The organism is Arthrobacter sp. KNU40 (genome assembly GCF_051515115.1).
GTDB lineage: Bacteria > Actinomycetota > Actinomycetes > Actinomycetales > Micrococcaceae > Arthrobacter.
The window spans coordinates 2,082,992-2,099,479 of sequence record NZ_CP195850.1 but is presented as its reverse complement, the minus strand read 5'-3'; the positions used below and the strand labels follow the sequence as shown (position 1 = coordinate 2,099,479).

At 60.6% G+C, this 16,488-nt stretch carries 9 protein-coding genes and 2 pseudogenes; 7 read left to right on the top strand and 4 right to left on the bottom strand.

Going from position 1 to position 16,488, the window contains the following annotated elements; genetic code table 11:
* Positions 1-197: 197 nt before the first annotated feature.
* The 5 genes and pseudogenes from ACSKT0_RS09725 to ACSKT0_RS09705 all read left to right on the top strand — a co-directional run.
* Positions 198-305: pseudogene (locus ACSKT0_RS09725) on the top strand (DUF4236 domain-containing protein); the annotation flags it as partial.
* Positions 306-422: 117 nt separating this feature from the next.
* Positions 423-3,569, top strand: a complete 3,147-nt coding sequence (locus ACSKT0_RS09720; protein ID WP_437774003.1) for a TerB N-terminal domain-containing protein — start codon at positions 423-425, stop codon at positions 3,567-3,569.
* On the top strand, positions 3,566-4,963 hold the full coding sequence (locus ACSKT0_RS09715) for an ATP-binding protein (protein ID WP_437773543.1): 1,398 nt from the start codon (positions 3,566-3,568) through the stop codon (positions 4,961-4,963). The genes ACSKT0_RS09720 and ACSKT0_RS09715 overlap by 4 nt, the downstream gene beginning before the upstream one ends.
* Positions 4,935-7,427 (top strand): annotated as a pseudogene (locus ACSKT0_RS09710) (DEAD/DEAH box helicase); the annotation flags it as partial. The gene ACSKT0_RS09715 and the pseudogene ACSKT0_RS09710, both read left to right, overlap by 29 nt.
* Entirely contained in the window at positions 7,366-7,794 is a 429-nt protein-coding gene (locus ACSKT0_RS09705; RefSeq protein WP_437774002.1) for a 3'-5' exonuclease, read from the top strand. The pseudogene ACSKT0_RS09710 and the gene ACSKT0_RS09705, both read left to right, overlap by 62 nt.
* Positions 7,795-8,380: 586 nt before the next feature.
* On the opposite strand, the gene ACSKT0_RS09700 is transcribed toward ACSKT0_RS09705, so the two are convergent.
* Positions 8,381-9,325, bottom strand: a complete 945-nt coding sequence (locus tag ACSKT0_RS09700; RefSeq protein WP_437773542.1) for a hypothetical protein — start codon at positions 9,323-9,325, stop codon at positions 8,381-8,383.
* Between the two features lie 153 nt (positions 9,326-9,478).
* On the opposite strand from ACSKT0_RS09700, the gene ACSKT0_RS09695 reads away from it, so the two are divergent.
* Complete coding sequence (locus ACSKT0_RS09695; RefSeq protein ID WP_437773541.1) at positions 9,479-9,931, top strand: hypothetical protein; 453 nt, start codon at positions 9,479-9,481, stop codon at positions 9,929-9,931.
* A gap of 203 nt (positions 9,932-10,134) precedes the next feature.
* Here ACSKT0_RS09695 and ACSKT0_RS09690 read toward each other — a convergent pair whose 3' ends face one another.
* Positions 10,135-11,217: a hypothetical protein gene (locus tag ACSKT0_RS09690; RefSeq protein ID WP_437773540.1), complete on the bottom strand. Its 1,083-nt coding sequence runs from the start codon at positions 11,215-11,217 to the stop codon at positions 10,135-10,137.
* 133 nt (positions 11,218-11,350) lie between these two features.
* Complete coding sequence (locus ACSKT0_RS09685; RefSeq protein WP_437773539.1) at positions 11,351-11,524, bottom strand: hypothetical protein; 174 nt, start codon at positions 11,522-11,524, stop codon at positions 11,351-11,353.
* A gap of 207 nt (positions 11,525-11,731) precedes the next feature.
* On the opposite strand from ACSKT0_RS09685, the gene ACSKT0_RS09680 reads away from it, so the two are divergent.
* The gene (locus tag ACSKT0_RS09680) at positions 11,732-11,929 is read left to right on the top strand and encodes a hypothetical protein (RefSeq protein WP_437773538.1); all 198 of its coding nucleotides are present in this window, start codon (positions 11,732-11,734) and stop codon (positions 11,927-11,929) included.
* 66 nt (positions 11,930-11,995) lie between these two features.
* Here ACSKT0_RS09680 and ACSKT0_RS09675 read toward each other — a convergent pair whose 3' ends face one another.
* The gene (locus tag ACSKT0_RS09675) at positions 11,996-16,108 is read right to left on the bottom strand and encodes a dsDNA nuclease domain-containing protein (protein ID WP_437773537.1); all 4,113 of its coding nucleotides are present in this window, start codon (positions 16,106-16,108) and stop codon (positions 11,996-11,998) included.
* Between the last annotated feature and the right edge of the window lie 380 nt (positions 16,109-16,488).

Here is a 16,488-nt window from a genome sequence, read left to right as displayed (position 1 = left end):
GCTAAGCGGTCAAAAGCCGGCCTTTCCAGCTTCCTGTCCAGAAGCCCCGTTGCCGGCAACTGCTTGTTGACTTGAATTTAGCGAATGTATCTGCACGACGAAGTGATGAAACGTTCGTGTTCCAGCGAAGGAACAACCCAGGCTGCTGCAACAATGTCACTCGTTGATTCGATTGCGATGCTGGCTCAGCGCCGGGCGTGGGGGTAACTGTGGGGTTTTACGTTCGGAAAAGTCTGAAGGCGGGTCCGTTCAGATTCAATCTGAGTAAGTCCGGTCTGGGCGTCAGTGCCGGAGTTCCTGGCTTTCGGGTCAGTTCTGGCCCTCGTGGCAACTATGTGCGTATGGGGGCCGGGGGCGTCTATTATCAAGCATCTCTCGGTGCCGGAATCCGGCCGAGTCAGTCGGGGCAGAATCCTCAATGGTTGCCGTCTTCCGTACCAGCTTCTTCGGATGTCATTTTTGAAGACCAGCGTGGTGCCAGCGTCCAGGCTCTCGCGCCGACGTCCGCCGACGACCTTGTACAGCAGCTCAATGAGGCCGGGGGCCGCAAGCCACTGACACGATGGGTCGTCCTCGCACTCGTTTTGTTGGGCTTGATCACTATGCCCTTTGGACTTGTTGTCTGGCTGCTCGGAATTCCCGTGGTTTGGTGGGTCGTTCAGCGGGATCGCGCCAGGCGTTCCGTTGTGATTTTTTATGACGTCAACGACGAACATGCTCGTCAATTTCAGTCGCTCGTCGATGCGGGAAACTCGTTGGCGCAGTCGCAGAAGCTCTGGCGGATCAACAAGGCCGGGTCACTGCAAACTGGACATCAGCAAAAGGTCAACGCCGGTGCCACCTCCCTGGTTGGTCGATCTGTCGCCGGGTTCACTTACGCTGGGCCCAGGGAGCTGGTGACAAACATTGCCGTGCCGGGGGTATCGGCTGACGGTACGTCGATGTACTTCCTGCCAGACCGCATACTCGTCGCAAACAAGCGCACGTTCACCGACATCGGCTACGACTCACTAAGGGTCCAAGAACGTCAGACCAACTTCATCGAGTCCCCTGGTGTTACACCTTCGGACGCTATTCAGGTTGGATCGACGTGGCAGTACGTCAACAAGAAGGGCGGCCCGGACCGCCGCTTCAAGAACAACCCGGTTCTGCCCATCATGAAGTACACAGAACTCGAACTCGACAGCGTGAACGGCTTCCGGTGGATTCTACAGGTATCAAACGCACAGGCTGCCGCCCTTTTCGCCAGGGAACTGCGTTCCAGCGCAACCTTCAAACAAGCCGCTGGCCTCACCCCGCTTGCCGTAGCTCCCCCAGTTAGTCCGTTGCCCGAACCTCCGCCTTCGCCGCGTGCGTTCGTGCCCGCAACTCAGCCGCCGACCCAACCCGCTGCAACGCAGAACACACCTGCCGTAGCGCGGGTCAGCCGTAAGCATGCACGGTGGTACGGAGCGAATGAGTCACTGGACCTCGGTCAAGGCGTCCGGATCACTGGCATGGTCTATGCCGGCCAAGGCCTCACCTCCCCTCGAGGAGGTGTCGAGCCATCACTGATCGATCCCACACTTCGCGTCGATTCCCGCAACCCGGACTGGTCAGGCGAATGCCTGAACTATTGGCCCTCCTACGCAGATATCACCCCAGCAGGGCGCGCAGCCTACCTCGCCTGGCTGATCCAAGGCCGCCGGCTCCCGGATACGCCGATCGGCTATGTTTTCCTTTTCATGTATGGGCTTGAACGGCGTGTACTGGTAGATATCGCCAAACAGCCCGAGTTGGCCCCGGAACTGGCCGGAATCAAAGCGGAGATGGTAGCTCTGCTTGAGGCTTACCGCCATTCAAGTGGTTCGTTCAGCTCTTATGCATCCCGCTTTATTGCTGTCATCGACTTCATCATGCTCCAAGCCACCGATGACTCCCCCCGGCCCCCGGCCCTAACAGAATCACGCTGGGAGGTCCCACTGTCGCTTCGCGCCCACTTGGGTGCCTTTGCCGCCGATGAGACAGCCATCCCCGCCGATTGGGCGTTGGCATGGGCGTGGTTCCATCCTGAAGTCGCCGTGCGTACGGCGGCAACCCGCTGTACTGAGGAATTCACTCGTCTCTTCCGTCTCCGCTACCACCAGCGTTTCGGGGACGGATTCACCGTCCGGCCGGGCGCCGCGAAGGTGGAGCTCAGTTACACAACGGCGAGCTCCCAAATCGGCACCGTCACCATGACTATCGGCGAGATACCCGACGTCTTCGCCCAGCGGGCGCCTCAAAAGAAGCTCGCGGCCTTGTTCGACGATGTCACGGCAGAACTGGACACCTACAGCCGCTGGCTCGGCCGCAACCCGGACAAGGCCGGATCGCTGGCAGCAGCCGCACTCCTCCCCAGCGACCTTCTCCTCGAGGCAGATGGGCCAGTCGGTGACTTCCGTACCTGGGTGCAGGGAAAACTCGAACGGGACAGGACCGAGATCACCGGGCACGCGCTCTTTGAGCACTGGCCACCCAATAACGGAGAGAAACTGGCCAAGCCCGAAGCGGTCAATCTGGCAACACTTCTGGATAGCTTCGGCGCCGGCCTCGAGCCGGACGTCCGTTTCGGCGGAACAGCCATCACCACGGACACGCCAGTCGTGCTCTTCCGAGCACAAACCGGCAGCCCTCATTCCGCAACACCGTCCTACAGCACCGCGCTGACCATGACCCACCTCGCGGCCGCAGTGATGGCCGCCGACGGCGACATCTCCCCCGCCGAGGTCAACCACCTGACGGCCCACATCGAATCATCCCTGCAACTGACGGAGCCCGAGCGCACCCGACTGCATGCGCACCTTCAATGGCTTGGGGCATCAGGGGTGATGCTCAGCGGCCTGACGAAACGGCTCAGCACTCTCACCAGTGCACAAAAGGCCATATTGGGCGACATGCTGGTCGCCGTGGCAGTCGCGGACGGACACATCGCCCTCGGCGAAGTGAGTACCCTGCAGAAGATCTACAAACTCCTGGACCTGGACGCCGGCCTCGTCACCAGCCGCCTCCACTACGCCATTACGGGGCAAAACAGCTCCGCAGCGGGACCGGTCACGGTGCGCCTGGCCGGAAACCCTGATCCTGGATTTCCCGTCCCTTCACCTCCGTCCCCGGGTGCCCAGAATGCGACCTCAACCAACAACTACACCCTTAGCGCCTCGACGATCCAGGCAAAGATGGCCGAAACGGCCGAAGTGTCTGCGCTCCTGGGTGACATCTTCAGCGAGGACACCAGTGAAAGGACAGAACCGCGGGCAAACCGGCCGACCTTAGCCGAAGTGAACACACCCACCTCCGCCGACGAACCTGAGGCGCGCCCTGTCGGGAATCTGGACGCATCCCACTCCAAGCTCGTCAGAGCGTTGGCCGGACGCGAACAACTACCGTGGACGGACTTTGAAGACCTGGCAGCTCAGTACGGGCTGCTCCCCGAAGGCGCCAGGGACACGGTCAACGAAGCCGCGCTGGACGCCTCCGATGAGCCGCTGCTTGAAGGCAATGAAACCCTCACCATCAATTCCTACGCACTACAGGAGCTCCTGGCATGACCACCCCTCCACAGACCACCATCCGACCACGCGAACGTGATGCCCTGCTCCAATCACTCCGCTCCGGCGTCGTTCCCCGGATGGGACAACAGCACGTCCAGGTAGGACGGGTCAACGAAGTCAAAGCACTCCTGTCCGACATCAACCGGATCAACGACGGCGGCTCAGGCAGCCGATTCATCGTCGGCGACTACGGCTCCGGCAAAACCTTCTTTCTGCACGTCGTGCGCTCCATCGCTCTGCAGCAAAAACTCGTCACCGTCCATGCGGACCTCTCCCCCGACCGCAGACTTCACGCAACCGGCGGACAAGCCCGCAGCCTCTACGCCGAACTCATGCGGAACATGGCCTCACGGGCCAAACCCGACGGCGGCGCGATGCCCAGTATCGTGGAACGCTTCGTGTCCCAAGCCCTGACCGAATCCCGGGACACCGGCGCGCCCGTTGAGAGCATCATCCGGCGGAACCTCAGCGAACTCTCCGAACTCACGGGCGGCTACGACTTCGCCGAAGTGATCGCCAAATACTGGCAAGGACACGACACCGACAATGAGCAGCTCAAGTCCGATGCTGTGCGTTGGCTCCGTGGGGAATTCTCCACACGCACCGATGCCCGCGCCGCGTTGGGAGTTCGAACCATCATTGATGACTCCAACTTCTACGACCAACTTAAGCTCCTCGCCCGATTCGTCCGTCTGGCTGGATTCGGCGGAATCCTCATCTGCCTCGACGAGATGGTCAATCTATACAAACTGGCGAACAGCCAAGCCCGGAACTCCAACTACGAACAAATCCTCCGGATCCTCAACGACTCCACCCAGGGAAGCGCAGCGGGCCTGGGTTTCATTTTCGGCGGAACACCCGACTTCCTGCTGGACCCCCGCCGCGGCCTGTACTCCTACGCCGCGTTGCAGTCACGCCTAGAGGAGAACAGCTACGCCGTGGACGGACTCGTCGACTACTCCGGACCTGTCCTGCGACTGGCAAGCCTGACGCCCGAAGACTTCTATGTGCTGTTGACCAAACTCCGGCACGTCCAGGCAGCGGGCGACGAATCGGCCTACCTGATCAGCGACGAGGGCATCACCCAGTACATGAACCACTGCGCCCAGCGCATCGGCGACGCCTACTTCCGCACCCCACGGAACACCATCAAAGGCTTCCTGGACCTGCTCGCAGTGCTCGAACAAAACCCAGACCGCGTCTGGGAGGACCTGATCACCAGCATCAACCTCGAGCGGGAGTCCAACCCTGACCTCGCCCCCCTCGATACCGCCACAGACTCGTCCCCTGCACCGGCTCGCCCCCAGGACTTCCTTCCCGACCTCCAACCGGCTGAGGACCGTCAAGCAATGAGCGACACCGATGACGAGCTTTCAGCTTTCAAGCTCTGAAGCATCCGGAGCCCAGGCGGCTTTTGGGAAGCTTCACAGGAGCGTTCAGTCCTGGATTTGGGATCAGAAGTGGGAGCATCTGCGACCCACCCAGGCTGAAGCCGTCGAACCGATCCTCCGCGGCGATACCGACGTCATCATCAGCGCCGCGACCGCGTCCGGCAAGACGGAAGCCGCGTGGCTGCCAATCCTGTCATCACTGGCCCACGCACAGGACAAGGCAGCGCTGCCACCGGGAGTGAAGGCCCTGTACGTCTCACCGCTGAAGGCCCTGATCAACGATCAGTACGGCCGACTCGAACCTCTGGCAGGCAAGGTGGGCATGCCGATTCATCGCCGTCACGGTGACGTCGGCGGCAGCGCCCGCCGTGCCCTAAAGGAATCACCCGAAGGGCTGCTGCTTATCACTCCCGAGTCCTTGGAAGCCATGTTCGTCACCCAAGGGACCCGGGTTCCCGCGCTGCTCAACGGACTTCACTATGTCGTGATCGACGAACTGCATTCCTTCATAGGAACCGAGCGCGGGGCCCAGCTGCAATCTCTACTGCACCGGGTAGAGCTGGCCATCCGACGACGAGTGCCCCGCATTGGACTCTCCGCCACCCTCTCAGACCCCTCCATCGCCGCACGCTTCCTCAGACCCGACCAGGCGAACGGCGTTCACGTGATCGGAGGGCACAACGATGACACGGCCGAGCTCCGGATGCAGCTCCGCGGATACATCACCATCGGAGACAGCCCCTCCGACGGAGGAGAACACCGGGGTGACGACCCGGACAAGCAGGCCATCGCAGACCACCTCTTCCGGAATCTGCGCGGACAAGACAACCTGGTCTTCGCCAATTCCCGATCCAACGTCGAAACCTACGCCGACCTGCTCAAGAGCATCAGTGACCGCACCCGCGTCGGGAACGAATTCTTTCCCCACCATGGAAACCTGTCCAAGGAATTCCGGGAAGACGTCGAATCCCGGCTACGGTCGGCGGATACACCAACAACAGCGGTCTGCACCTCAACGCTTGAGATGGGAATCGACATCGGCTCCGCCGACACGGTCGCCCAAATCGGCGCGCCGGGCAGCGTTTCCGCTTTGCGCCAACGATTGGGAAGGTCCGGCCGAAGGGGCAAACCCGCAACCCTGCGCCTGTACGTTTCCGAACGGCCAGTCGACCACCGGACCCCTCCAGCGGACCAGCTTCGTGCCGAGCTGTTCGAAACCGTCGCCACAGTCGAGCTGCTCCTCGAAAAATGGTACGAACCACCGAACACCGACGGCCTCCACCTCTCAACCCTTATCCAGCAGACCCTGTCCGTCATCGCCCAGCACGGCGGGGCAACGGCGACCGAGCTTCATGGTGCGCTATGCAAAGCGGGGCCGTTCAGCCATGTCGATCAGTCCATGTTCATCCAGCTCCTCCGGAACCTGGGAACCAAGGACATCATCATGCAGTCATCCGACGACATCCTCCTGCCGGGCACCAAGGGTGAGCGGCTCATCAACCACTACAGCTTCTACAGTGCCTTCCAAACAGCCGAGGAGTACCGGCTCGTGTCCTCAGGCCGCACGCTCGGATCGATTCCCATAGACCACCCTCTCGTCGAAGGCTGTCTCCTGATCTTCGCAGGACGCCGATGGCGGATCCTTGACGTGGACAAAGCCAGCAAGGTCATCAACCTCACCGACGCCGGAGGCGGCCGACCCCCAGCCTTCTCCGGCAGCAGCATCGAAATTGCGGACGGCATACGCCAACGGGTGAAACAACTCTACGAAAACTCGCATGTACCCATCTACCTCGACGACGCGGCACGGAGGCTCTTCGAAGAGGGCAGGGCCGCGTACGACAGGCTCGGCCTCCGAGAGAACCCACTCATCGCCTGGGGCGATGACACGCTGCTCTTCCCGTGGGCCGGAGACAGAACCATGAACACGATCCACGTGCTTCTCAACGCCGAAAACTACGAATCAAGCCTTGACGGTGTCGGCCTGACCCTCCGAAAGACATCCCTCAACGAAGCCGCCACCCTCCTCGGACACCTGGCAACCAGCCCGCAGCCTGATCCAACACACGTCGCCAGAGCCGTCACCGTGAAAGAGCACGACAAATACGATGTCTACCTCGACGATGATCTACTAGCCCGTTCCTATGCCGCCGCAGCTCTCGACGTCGCCGGAACATGGCCAGTCATCAAACAACTGGCCGAAGCCACGGCGAGGTTCGCCAACGACCCGGCAACCTACCGGTCGAAAACCGGCCGAAAACCCAACAACGAACCCATGCTTGAACTAGCTCAAAACGGGTCGTACGCCGTCATCGACGTCGAAACAACCGGCTTCTCACCGCAGCGGGACCGCATCGTCGAAATCGCCATCGTCCAGGTCAGCGAACAAGGAAAAGTGCAGGATGTCTGGTCAACGCTCATCAACCCAGACCAACCAACCGGGCCCAGCCACATCCACGGCATCACCGACAACGACGTCCGCAACGCCCCCCCGATTCAAAGACGTGCTCCCAGACATCGTGCAACAGCTTGCCGGCACCACTGTGGTGGCACACAATGCAGACTTCGACCTCGGCTTCCTCAGATCCGAATTCCACCGAGCAGGTACCGCACTCCCGGACTGGCCTTCACTTTGCACGATGCAGCTGAGCAAACGGTACTTTCCGGGACAGCGTGCTTCCCTGGCAGACATCTGTAAAAGACTCGACATCGAAATAGGAGAAGCGCACACCGCCGCCGCGGACGCTGTCGCTGCTGCACGCCTGCTCTCGAAGTACATCGAGTCAGAGATGCAACATGATGCAGGCGCGCAGGGCCAATGCGGCAGCTAACCATCCCCCGAGAACGTCGAAATTCTGAACGCTGCACACGACGCGCTGCCCTACGTGAGCGGGTGCAGTTGGGGCGGTGATCGAAATTGGCTGCGCTGGCCGGCTTGGTGGCTCGGTCTCGGAATCGGAGAGGCTCCGCAGCGGCCAGACTGAAACGGCTCGACGCTAAAGAACTCGAGAATCTGTTCACAGTACTCAGGCTTATAGTTAGTCGGGCGCCGGCTGTCCCGTTCTTGTTCCCGTCTTGGGCGACGCCCTTCACGATGCGTCCCTTTTCATCGCGGACGATCTCGGGCTTCTCTTCCTCTTGTTGAGTCGGGTGTGTTCTTCCGGCGTCGCAGGCGCGGTCTAAGACAAACGCGCCGGCCAAAGAGCCGGCGCGCAAACTTCTGAGTCGCACGATATAGCCCTAAAAAAGCGAACGGAAGCCCGGCAGGAGGTAGCCAAAGCTAGCGTCATCCTATGGATGGGAGTCGGTGCACGTTAGAGATACGGTGGACAGATCCAAAAGTTACTTCCGCATCGGATACCTCGAGGAAGTGCTAACCGATATGGGCGGCCAGAGGAGCGGGTGGCTCGCTCCGGACTACATGCCCTGCATTGCGTGCTGAATCAAGGCGTTGGCCGTCGTCGTGACAACCGCCAGGCCCGCCTGACCTATCGCTGCTCCAACAGCCGTGAGACGCTCCTTGAGCTTGCCGCTATGAGGTGCCCGCGCTGCAGCTTCCTCCTCAATCTCTCCAAGCACGATCTCGGCCTCAGCCTTCACGTTCTCGGGGACGCCGAAATTCGCCAAGACACCCCGCAGCGCATCGACGGTCTGCTTCACGTGATTCACTTGCTCCGTCGTGAGCGTGTTGGTCTGCGTTGCATAGGGGCTGTTGACAGCCATATTGAACCCATGGGCGCCCTGCGCGTTGATGTGCGTCACTGACCCCGAGCCAGAATCTGAGTCATACACTGAGCGGCCGGCTTCAACGAGCATGCTTCCTGCAGGAGTGATGCTCGGGCGAAGGACTGGACCCTGCATTGTCTTCGTACCTCTGACCAAGCCCTTGTCTGCAAGATGCTCCCAGGCTCGCTTGAGTTCGGTCTGCGTCAGGGGTGCGCCCAAGTACGCCCCTTCAGGAGTGGCTAAGAACTCGTCGAACTGCTGGGCAGTTTGTTCTCGAAGCTCGAGAGCATGCAACCACTGGAGCGAGGCCTCCGCGGTGTGGCGCGTTCTATCCCACGGCGACTCACGCAGCTTCGCGAACTCCGCAGCAGTGTCTCTGCCGTGCTGGGTCAGCCTCAGCGAATCGATGCCGGCAATGCTCTCCTCGAAGCGAACCCAACCGTTGCGGTCCATCGCCCGCGCGTCCTCGGCCCAAACTTGGTAGTCGAGCCCTGGCTCTCCCGCCCGCTCCAAGATTCCGTCACGCCACACCTCAACCAGCCCTGGGGTCTCGTCAATGAGTTCCGCAAGAGCAACCAGAAATCTGAGCGGCCTCAACCCGCTGGCCGAACTCGCAATAGCTTCAATGTCAGACACAAAGTCTCCCTCGCACTCTTCGGTGGTAGGTCACGCGATGACGCACAGACCACGATAGCGAGTAAGACAGACAGAATGGCTCAAGCAAGGCGCAAGCCATCCCCTACCGGTACGATGCAGCCTTAGAAGCTAGATAGATGAGGGGGCACGATGATGACCATCGAGACAGAACGACCACAGACTGAGTCGCACCCCTTGCGTTGGCCTGGCGAGTGGCTGAGAGACGAGAAGTTCTGGCGTGACGTCGCGTCGCGCACAGCATCGGGTCTGATCATCTTGTTCGTCGGCTACTGGACAGCACTGATCATCGGCTTCATCAAGACACCTGACAACTTCAAGGCGTCGTATCAAGTCACCGTTGGGATGCTCATCGTGGTGCTGGCTGTCTGGTGGGAGGGCAGGTTTCCTTCTAGGAAGATCCGGAATCGGCTGACAATCCGGTTCCGACTCCGCTTTCCTCGCTGGTTCGCGCGCCTTCATGCCCGAACAATCACGTTGGTTCTCCAGCTGGGCTCCCTCATGCTCATCGCGATCCTCGCGGGCATCGTACTCAAGATCATCTTCAACGTTGCAGCAAGGATTCTGGGCATAGATGCCAGCGTCTGATCGCCCTTACGGTGTGCCACATACGCGACGTGGAAGTAGAGTTGGTGGACTTCAAAGGCGAATCTCAGCGCCCGAGCCACCGCTTCCGGTCCTCTTCAAGCCCCTTGCGGGCGGGCGCCTTGATTATGTCGATCTAGGCCTCCCGCATCGCTATCCCACATCCTCACAGTCCAATGCCGGTTTGCCCGTGTAGAGACTGGAGGTTAGCCGATGTGATCCACCGGCTTCGGTGCTTTCCCTGGCCCATGGTTTGCACACGCCCCTGTGGCTATGCCGTTCCCCACCGAGTATGCGGTTGCGACATAGCCATTCCCGATATCAATGTTCTGGTTCGATGTAGCGATCGCATTACCTATATCGCTGTTCACTCCGTCGATGACCTTCTGAGCGTCTGACGGTGCGTCTGCGCCCGCGCCGTCATTTGTCAGCGCCTGAAGGTCGCTTTGGAGCGATGATATTTCGGCCCGTATCTTGTCAGCCCTGTTCTTGACGGTGATCGCATCGGTATATACGGACGCTTCCATATCGCTATATACCGCACCCACTGCATCGTTATAGACCGTGTAGACGTTTTCGCAATAAGAACCCTGGCCGTCCGCGGCTTCGCTTTGCGTCTTCTGTAGATCCGACAAAACTTTGGCGAGATCAGTACCCATCGCAGTGAGGTCGTTCTTGAAATAGTCGTCTTGTTCGATAGCAGCGAGCTCAGCGGCAGCTGCCTGGCGTTCTTTCGAGACCCTCTGATTATAGGCTGCATCAGCCGAAGCCTTAGCAGTTGCCTGCGCATTACTTTGCGCCTGCCCGGTCAACTTCGAAACGTCCTGGTTGTACTGCTCAATAGTCCCATCGCTCATGGTGATCGTCTTTATCGATCCATTGCTCTGCGGGAAGGAAAGAATGATCTTCGAGTCTTGAAGCATTCCGGACAGATTCGATGATGTACCGAATCCTCCACTGAACGTGAGTGTCACACTGTTGCCGGATACCGTGCCCGTGAAGGACTCGTTATAGTTCTTCGTCTTGCTGCTGTTTGATGAGTCGATTTCGGTATCGACCAGGCTCCCGCTGACATTATTGCCGTTGCGCGTCCATTGCATGAAGAGCGCGGCGCTTTGGGTCGTACCGACCCAACCATGAACGGATTGCTGGTCGGCATTGGTGCTCGACGAGGTTTGCCCCTGGTTTGCGGCCGGAGAGAACGCACACCCTGTCAATGCGGCAGTAGCTACGGAAGCGACAACTACGGTAGCGAGAAAGACCCTAGATCCGATCATGTTGCCCTCCATGAGCACCTTAACGGGACAGCGCCCCAACACAAGTTGGGGCAATTGTCCGATCATCTTGACACATGAGTAGCAAAAAGTGACCGGGCAAGATTCGCTTCGCAAGCAGCTGTGCCGGCCGAGTCCCACCTCGGTGCTAGAAGATCACGGCGCCGATGATGACGCCAATAAGACAGAAGATAATCGTGTCTTGCTCGTGAGGCGTAAAGAAACTCTTCTTACGGCGGGTGAAGTTTGAAGTTCCGTAGGTAGTGCGCTCTTCGCGGACGACCTCGCCAGTCTGAACATCTATGAGTTGATAGCGTGACATTAGGCTCCCACCTCACTATCTGGGCAAGCACGTAGCTCCTCAATGAACCCTTCGATCGGCACCGGATTGTGGATCTGAATTTGATAGTGCCCGGACTGACCGTTGGCGATGAACGTACGAAGCTCGGAATCGTCCATTTGACCTACGTCCAGGTTGTATGCCCAGCAAGCACAAATATTCTTTCTAGCCTCTGATTGAGCAACAACTATGTGTCACCATTACGTCGACATTCCAGCCCAGCCGCAACCCCTCCAGGAGATGCTCTGGCAGCGCCAGGAACTGGGCAGGAAACTCGGCGAGGTGGCCATCCGGCTGAACGATGCGACCAGCGCACACAACGAGGTGATCGCACAGATCATCCAGATGAACGACCTAATACGAATCGAGGAGGATATGAACAGATGACCGAACTGATTTACCAGACAGGCAACGGGAAGGGGGACGGACCAGAGCTTGCGAATGGAGGCTCTTTTAGGAATTGGAAGCGTGCTCATGCATGTGTGCAATGCGGTCATCTGCGCCTTCAAAATCGTCCTCGATGTCCGCGATGACGGCTACCGTGCCGTAGACGACCGCAGCATCGGTGCCCGCTGTGGCCGCTTTGTCCGCGTCAAGCAGCAGCAGGCTCTGCAAGCTCACGATCTCGCCCCAGCCCGACCGGCCTTCTTCCGCTGAGTCTTTGGCGGTGGACAGGTCCTCCATGACCGCTGTGCCGATGATCGTCAACTTGTTGTTGAGTGCCGAAACGTATTCGGTTCCAACGTGAGCGCACGTGAGCTCATCAACTTGCGCTTTGACGCCGGTGAGACGCCCCCAGGATTCTTCGAGAACCCGGCCTTCCTCGTCGGGGATCGTAGAACTTCCGCGGATCGCAATAATCGCGGCGATCGACGAGAGACGACGAGCCAGCTGCAGATAATCCCCATAAGGACCCGAAATCGGTGTCGCGCAGAGTGAACCTGCGAACGCGGAGGGCGCTTCGCGATTGCCAAGTGGGAGAACCCCTTCATGTGCGATCTGGAAGATCGAGGCACGCAGGTACCCCTCGGGCGAGCGCAACCCAATCCATACACGGCGATCCGGATGGTCACGAGCATTCCGCGCAACATCCGCGAGGGCCGCAACGGAATTCAAATGAGCGAGGACACTTTCCCCTTCCACGACGATCGCCAGGTCTCCGGACGGCCAACTCAACATCGTGTGGTCGGACCAGCTCGGGACGACGGCTACGGCGAACCCCGAGCCGGCGAGCGCGATTCGCATTCGTGCGGCCTCTTTCTGGAGGGCGGCGGAAGAGCGTTCGGTCGCAATGGCGGCCGCAGCCACAATCCTTGCGCTTCCTGTGTGCCGGCCAGCGGCGGCCCGCATGGATGCGCGGACCGAGGTGTCTGCTCGTGCGCTGGCGGACGCGATCATGCGCAAGTCGCGGAGACAGTCGAGCAGCCGAGCGCAGTCGGGCGGATCGGGGAGGTAGCGATATCTGTCGAGTTCGATCAATGTACCGACCTTGCGGATGAGGTCGTCAAGTATTCCGGCTGCCAGGATGGGGCGTCGCTCGGCGACGACTGCCCGTGCAAGGTTCGGAATGACATGCTGGAGCAGCGACCGTACGACAGTGACGGCGGTACTTTCAACGGGATAGTCGCCGAGAGTACCAGGAACCTCGTCCGTGTAACCTTCGTCTGCCGGAGCATCCATCTCCGGAATCAGTGCCGTTGCCGCCTGGAACCTGCGAACAGTTGCTTGTGGCATGGCTCGATCGCCCAAGTGGGCGATCGTGATCTCTGGGAGCAGATCGATTATCGCCCCTAGCGCTTTGGCCTCAGCCGCGAGCTTGGATGTCAGTGTGCCTGCGCCGTATTTTCGGGCTAAGGCTCGAGCCTGGGCTCTATTCTCGGAGACTTCGAGGCTGTGTGGCAGATTTTCCCGTGGAATTGCTTTGTCGACGAGCGGGTAGTCACCGAGCTTGGCCAAACGTCCGAGGGCATCCACTGCACCGACTTTCGCAATCATCGCCGTGGGGGCCAAGGCGAGGGCGAGCCGGCAGACTTTGACGACCGCCTCGTTCGGATCCGGCTGTAATTCCTCGTCGATGAAAATCCAGCTGCCGGCAACGCCATCATCCGTGCGGTCCAGCGCCGCTAGCCACGGCGTTTCCGTTGCGATCCTGCGCAAAAGAAGTTGTTCGCCGCCAGCGACCGTGACAGCGCGTTCAGCGAGTTCGGGTGCTGCGCGGCGCAACGCTTCCGTGATGTCGGCCGCGTCGTGCAGCGCCCATACCGTTAGTCGGGTGCCGATCGCGTCCGCGGCGGCCTCCAGGGCTGTGGGGTCAAAACCACGAAGTACGGTGATGGCCTGCAAAAGGAGATGAATTGCATCATCATCGGAGACCGCTGTCGTCACGAGTTCTTCGACTAGCTTCGCGTCGATCGTTCGCCACAGGGATTGGAGATCCGGATCGGTCGGGATGCTGCGGAGTAGCTCGACGGCAGCGACAATCTCAGGCTTGAAGAGGTGGTCAGTGTCGGGGCGCGGCTGGGTGCGGGACAATGTGAAGGCAGTAACAGCGTTGCCTGCATCCACACCGCATTCGTCGAGGATGCGCTTCCAATCGTCGGCCCGCCGTCGCAGCCCGTCGGCGCGGAAGGCCGACGCGACCGCTATGAGCGCCTCGAGTTGGTGATCGCTTGTAACGCGCTCGGTTGCGGCTTGGATCATCACGGCCGAGTCGGCCCCGGATTCCAGTGCGCGTCGGAGGAATCGTGCGAGTTGGCTGCTGGGTACGAGAGCGACGAGGCGCCGAAGGCTCTCCCGCTGTCCGAATGGGTGGGCTGCCCGGGCGAGCGCTAAAGAGCGGAATTCGTGCAGCGGTCGTAGGAGATTGCTCGAGTCCTCGATGACTAAGTGCTCGTCGATGAGGCGGCGGCTGGCTGCAGTGAATGCGTCAGGATCGGCCTCTAAAGCCGATCGGATCGCATATGCGGGGACTCCAACACCGTATTGGTTAGCACAAGATGCGAGGCGAAGAATCTCAAGCTCGAGATACCGGCTCTGGTCGGCTTCGCGCGCCCGGACTTGCGCGCCGACGACGGTATCGAGGTTTTCGCCTTCGGTGAGCAGAGTGACGTATTCCAGGAGGAGGCCGCCTGCGCGCTCGGCTGGCTCCCGCCAGCCGGCCCAGGCGGTGAGATCGCGGATCCAGTAGTCGCGCCAGAGCTGCTCCGCGAAGGCGTCGTCGAGCATCGGCGTTATCGTGGCAATGGACGACAGCAGCGGGACCGGGAAGCGGTCTTCCTCGCGTATCGAAACAAGCGTGATCACGTTAGGCAAATCCGCGAGCCGCCGCAGCAGCCGGTCGAGCAGGTCAGGGTCATGGCGCCCCGCGTCGTCAATCAGAACGCCGACTGGGGCATAGACGCTGGGTCGCAGGGACTCAACGCGCGCAACGAGCAGAGCAACAGCATCACGACCGGTGCGCCCCAAGGGTGTCAGCGAGTGAATTTGCTGCCAGCGATACAAGGTGCGGGTCTCGTGAACGGCGGTGTAGGCGAGCGCGCTCTTGCCGCTGCCGCTCGGCCCGCTGATTACCGCTAGGCGGCGTGCCTCGGCGACTTCGATCACCTGCCGTGTGAGGTCGGGTCGGGGCACGAGCATTCCGGCATCGATATGGGGAGCTCCCACGTGCGCGCCCTGCCGTAGGTCCGAACCGTCGCCCGGCCTTCTCCAATCAATGGCCTCACAGACCCCGAGCGACCTTGCTTCGTCAAGCAGTTCCAGATCGACGGTCGCGAGAACGTGTTCTACCAGGGCATCGATTCCGGCGACGTCAACGACTGCACGGTTTGCGGCATCCCGATCGGCGTTTGCGTTGCTGGTCTCTCCGATCTGTGTACAAACCGCAGCCACGATGATCTCGGCGAGCGACTCTGGAATGCTACGGGCTGTGGCGACAATTTCGATCGCTCGAGCCTTGGGATCCCGACACAATGCGACAGAAATCGAGGCTGCAAATGCTGCCCTCGTCTGGTCGTCTGCGGGGGAGACCGCATCCAATTCGAAGGACAAGTCCGGCCCTGCGGTTGAGCCGGCCCGTCGGGCGCCGTCCCACCCTGGTATCTGGATGCCGACGACAGGTCGCTCAAGCAGCAGGATCGTCGCGGGTGGAAGCCCCGCATCCCGGCGCTTCACCCAAGACGTGGCGACGGAGCGAAGATGTTTGCGTAGTTCTGTCGCCGGGAACTCGCCCGCGGTCTCGCGCCGCGACTTGACCTGAATGAAATGCGACCCGGTGCGGGACTTCACGGAAATGTCGTCGTACCCCTCCGGGGTCACCAGCGCGGTCGCCTCGCCCTCGCTCCACAGACTCAGCACAATGAGGGCCGTGACGAGATCCTGATAACGGAACCCGCGCCCGGCGCGGGCGCCAGACCGTGAAGCTGCCCACAAATCGGCCTGCGGTTCGGTCGGCGAGTCTGGCAATGTCGACTCGGAAGACCGTGATCGAGCTTGGTCGCCGCGGCGCTGTTGGGCCTCGCGCCGTCGGCGCGCCTCAGCATTTGAACGATCAGGGCTTCGACGAGTCACGTTTGGATGGTATCGGAAACGTCAGGCTGAATTTCGGTGCACAGGAACCCGTGGGTCGTCTCTACACCTTTTCCACGGAATGATCAGCCCGAATGAGTCCGAGGCCCGAAAACAACGCGACAATCACCTGAGCGCAGTACCGCCGCACGGCGACGGCCGGGACCGAACGGCCGAGTGCCAATCGCGATATCGTCACAACCGACTGTGAATAGCCAGAGAACCCCGGAATCTCGCGGCGCCCGAGGTAGCCGTTCGGCCCGCAACCGGATGCAGCGATACATTAGTGTGCCCGGATTCCAGACTGGTGATGCCCGAGGTCATCGCGAGTAGACGCCGCATCAACTCGGGAAGCGTTCCTGTGGAATCAAGCCGCGATGCCC

Excerpts from the sequence above, each read along its gene's own strand:
- ACSKT0_RS09715 (WP_437773543.1), top strand. The coding sequence starts at position 3,566 with ATGACCACCCCTCCACAGACCACCATCCGACCACGCGAACGTGATGCC.
- ACSKT0_RS09705 (WP_437774002.1), top strand. The coding sequence starts at position 7,366 with ATGTCTGGTCAACGCTCATCAACCCAGACCAACCAACCGGGCCCAGCC.
- ACSKT0_RS09695 (WP_437773541.1), top strand. The coding sequence starts at position 9,479 with ATGACCATCGAGACAGAACGACCACAGACTGAGTCGCACCCCTTGCGT.
- ACSKT0_RS09690 (WP_437773540.1), bottom strand. The coding sequence starts at position 11,217 with ATGGAGGGCAACATGATCGGATCTAGGGTCTTTCTCGCTACCGTAGTT.
- ACSKT0_RS09685 (WP_437773539.1), bottom strand. The coding sequence starts at position 11,524 with ATGTCACGCTATCAACTCATAGATGTTCAGACTGGCGAGGTCGTCCGC.
- ACSKT0_RS09680 (WP_437773538.1), top strand. The coding sequence starts at position 11,732 with ATGTGTCACCATTACGTCGACATTCCAGCCCAGCCGCAACCCCTCCAG.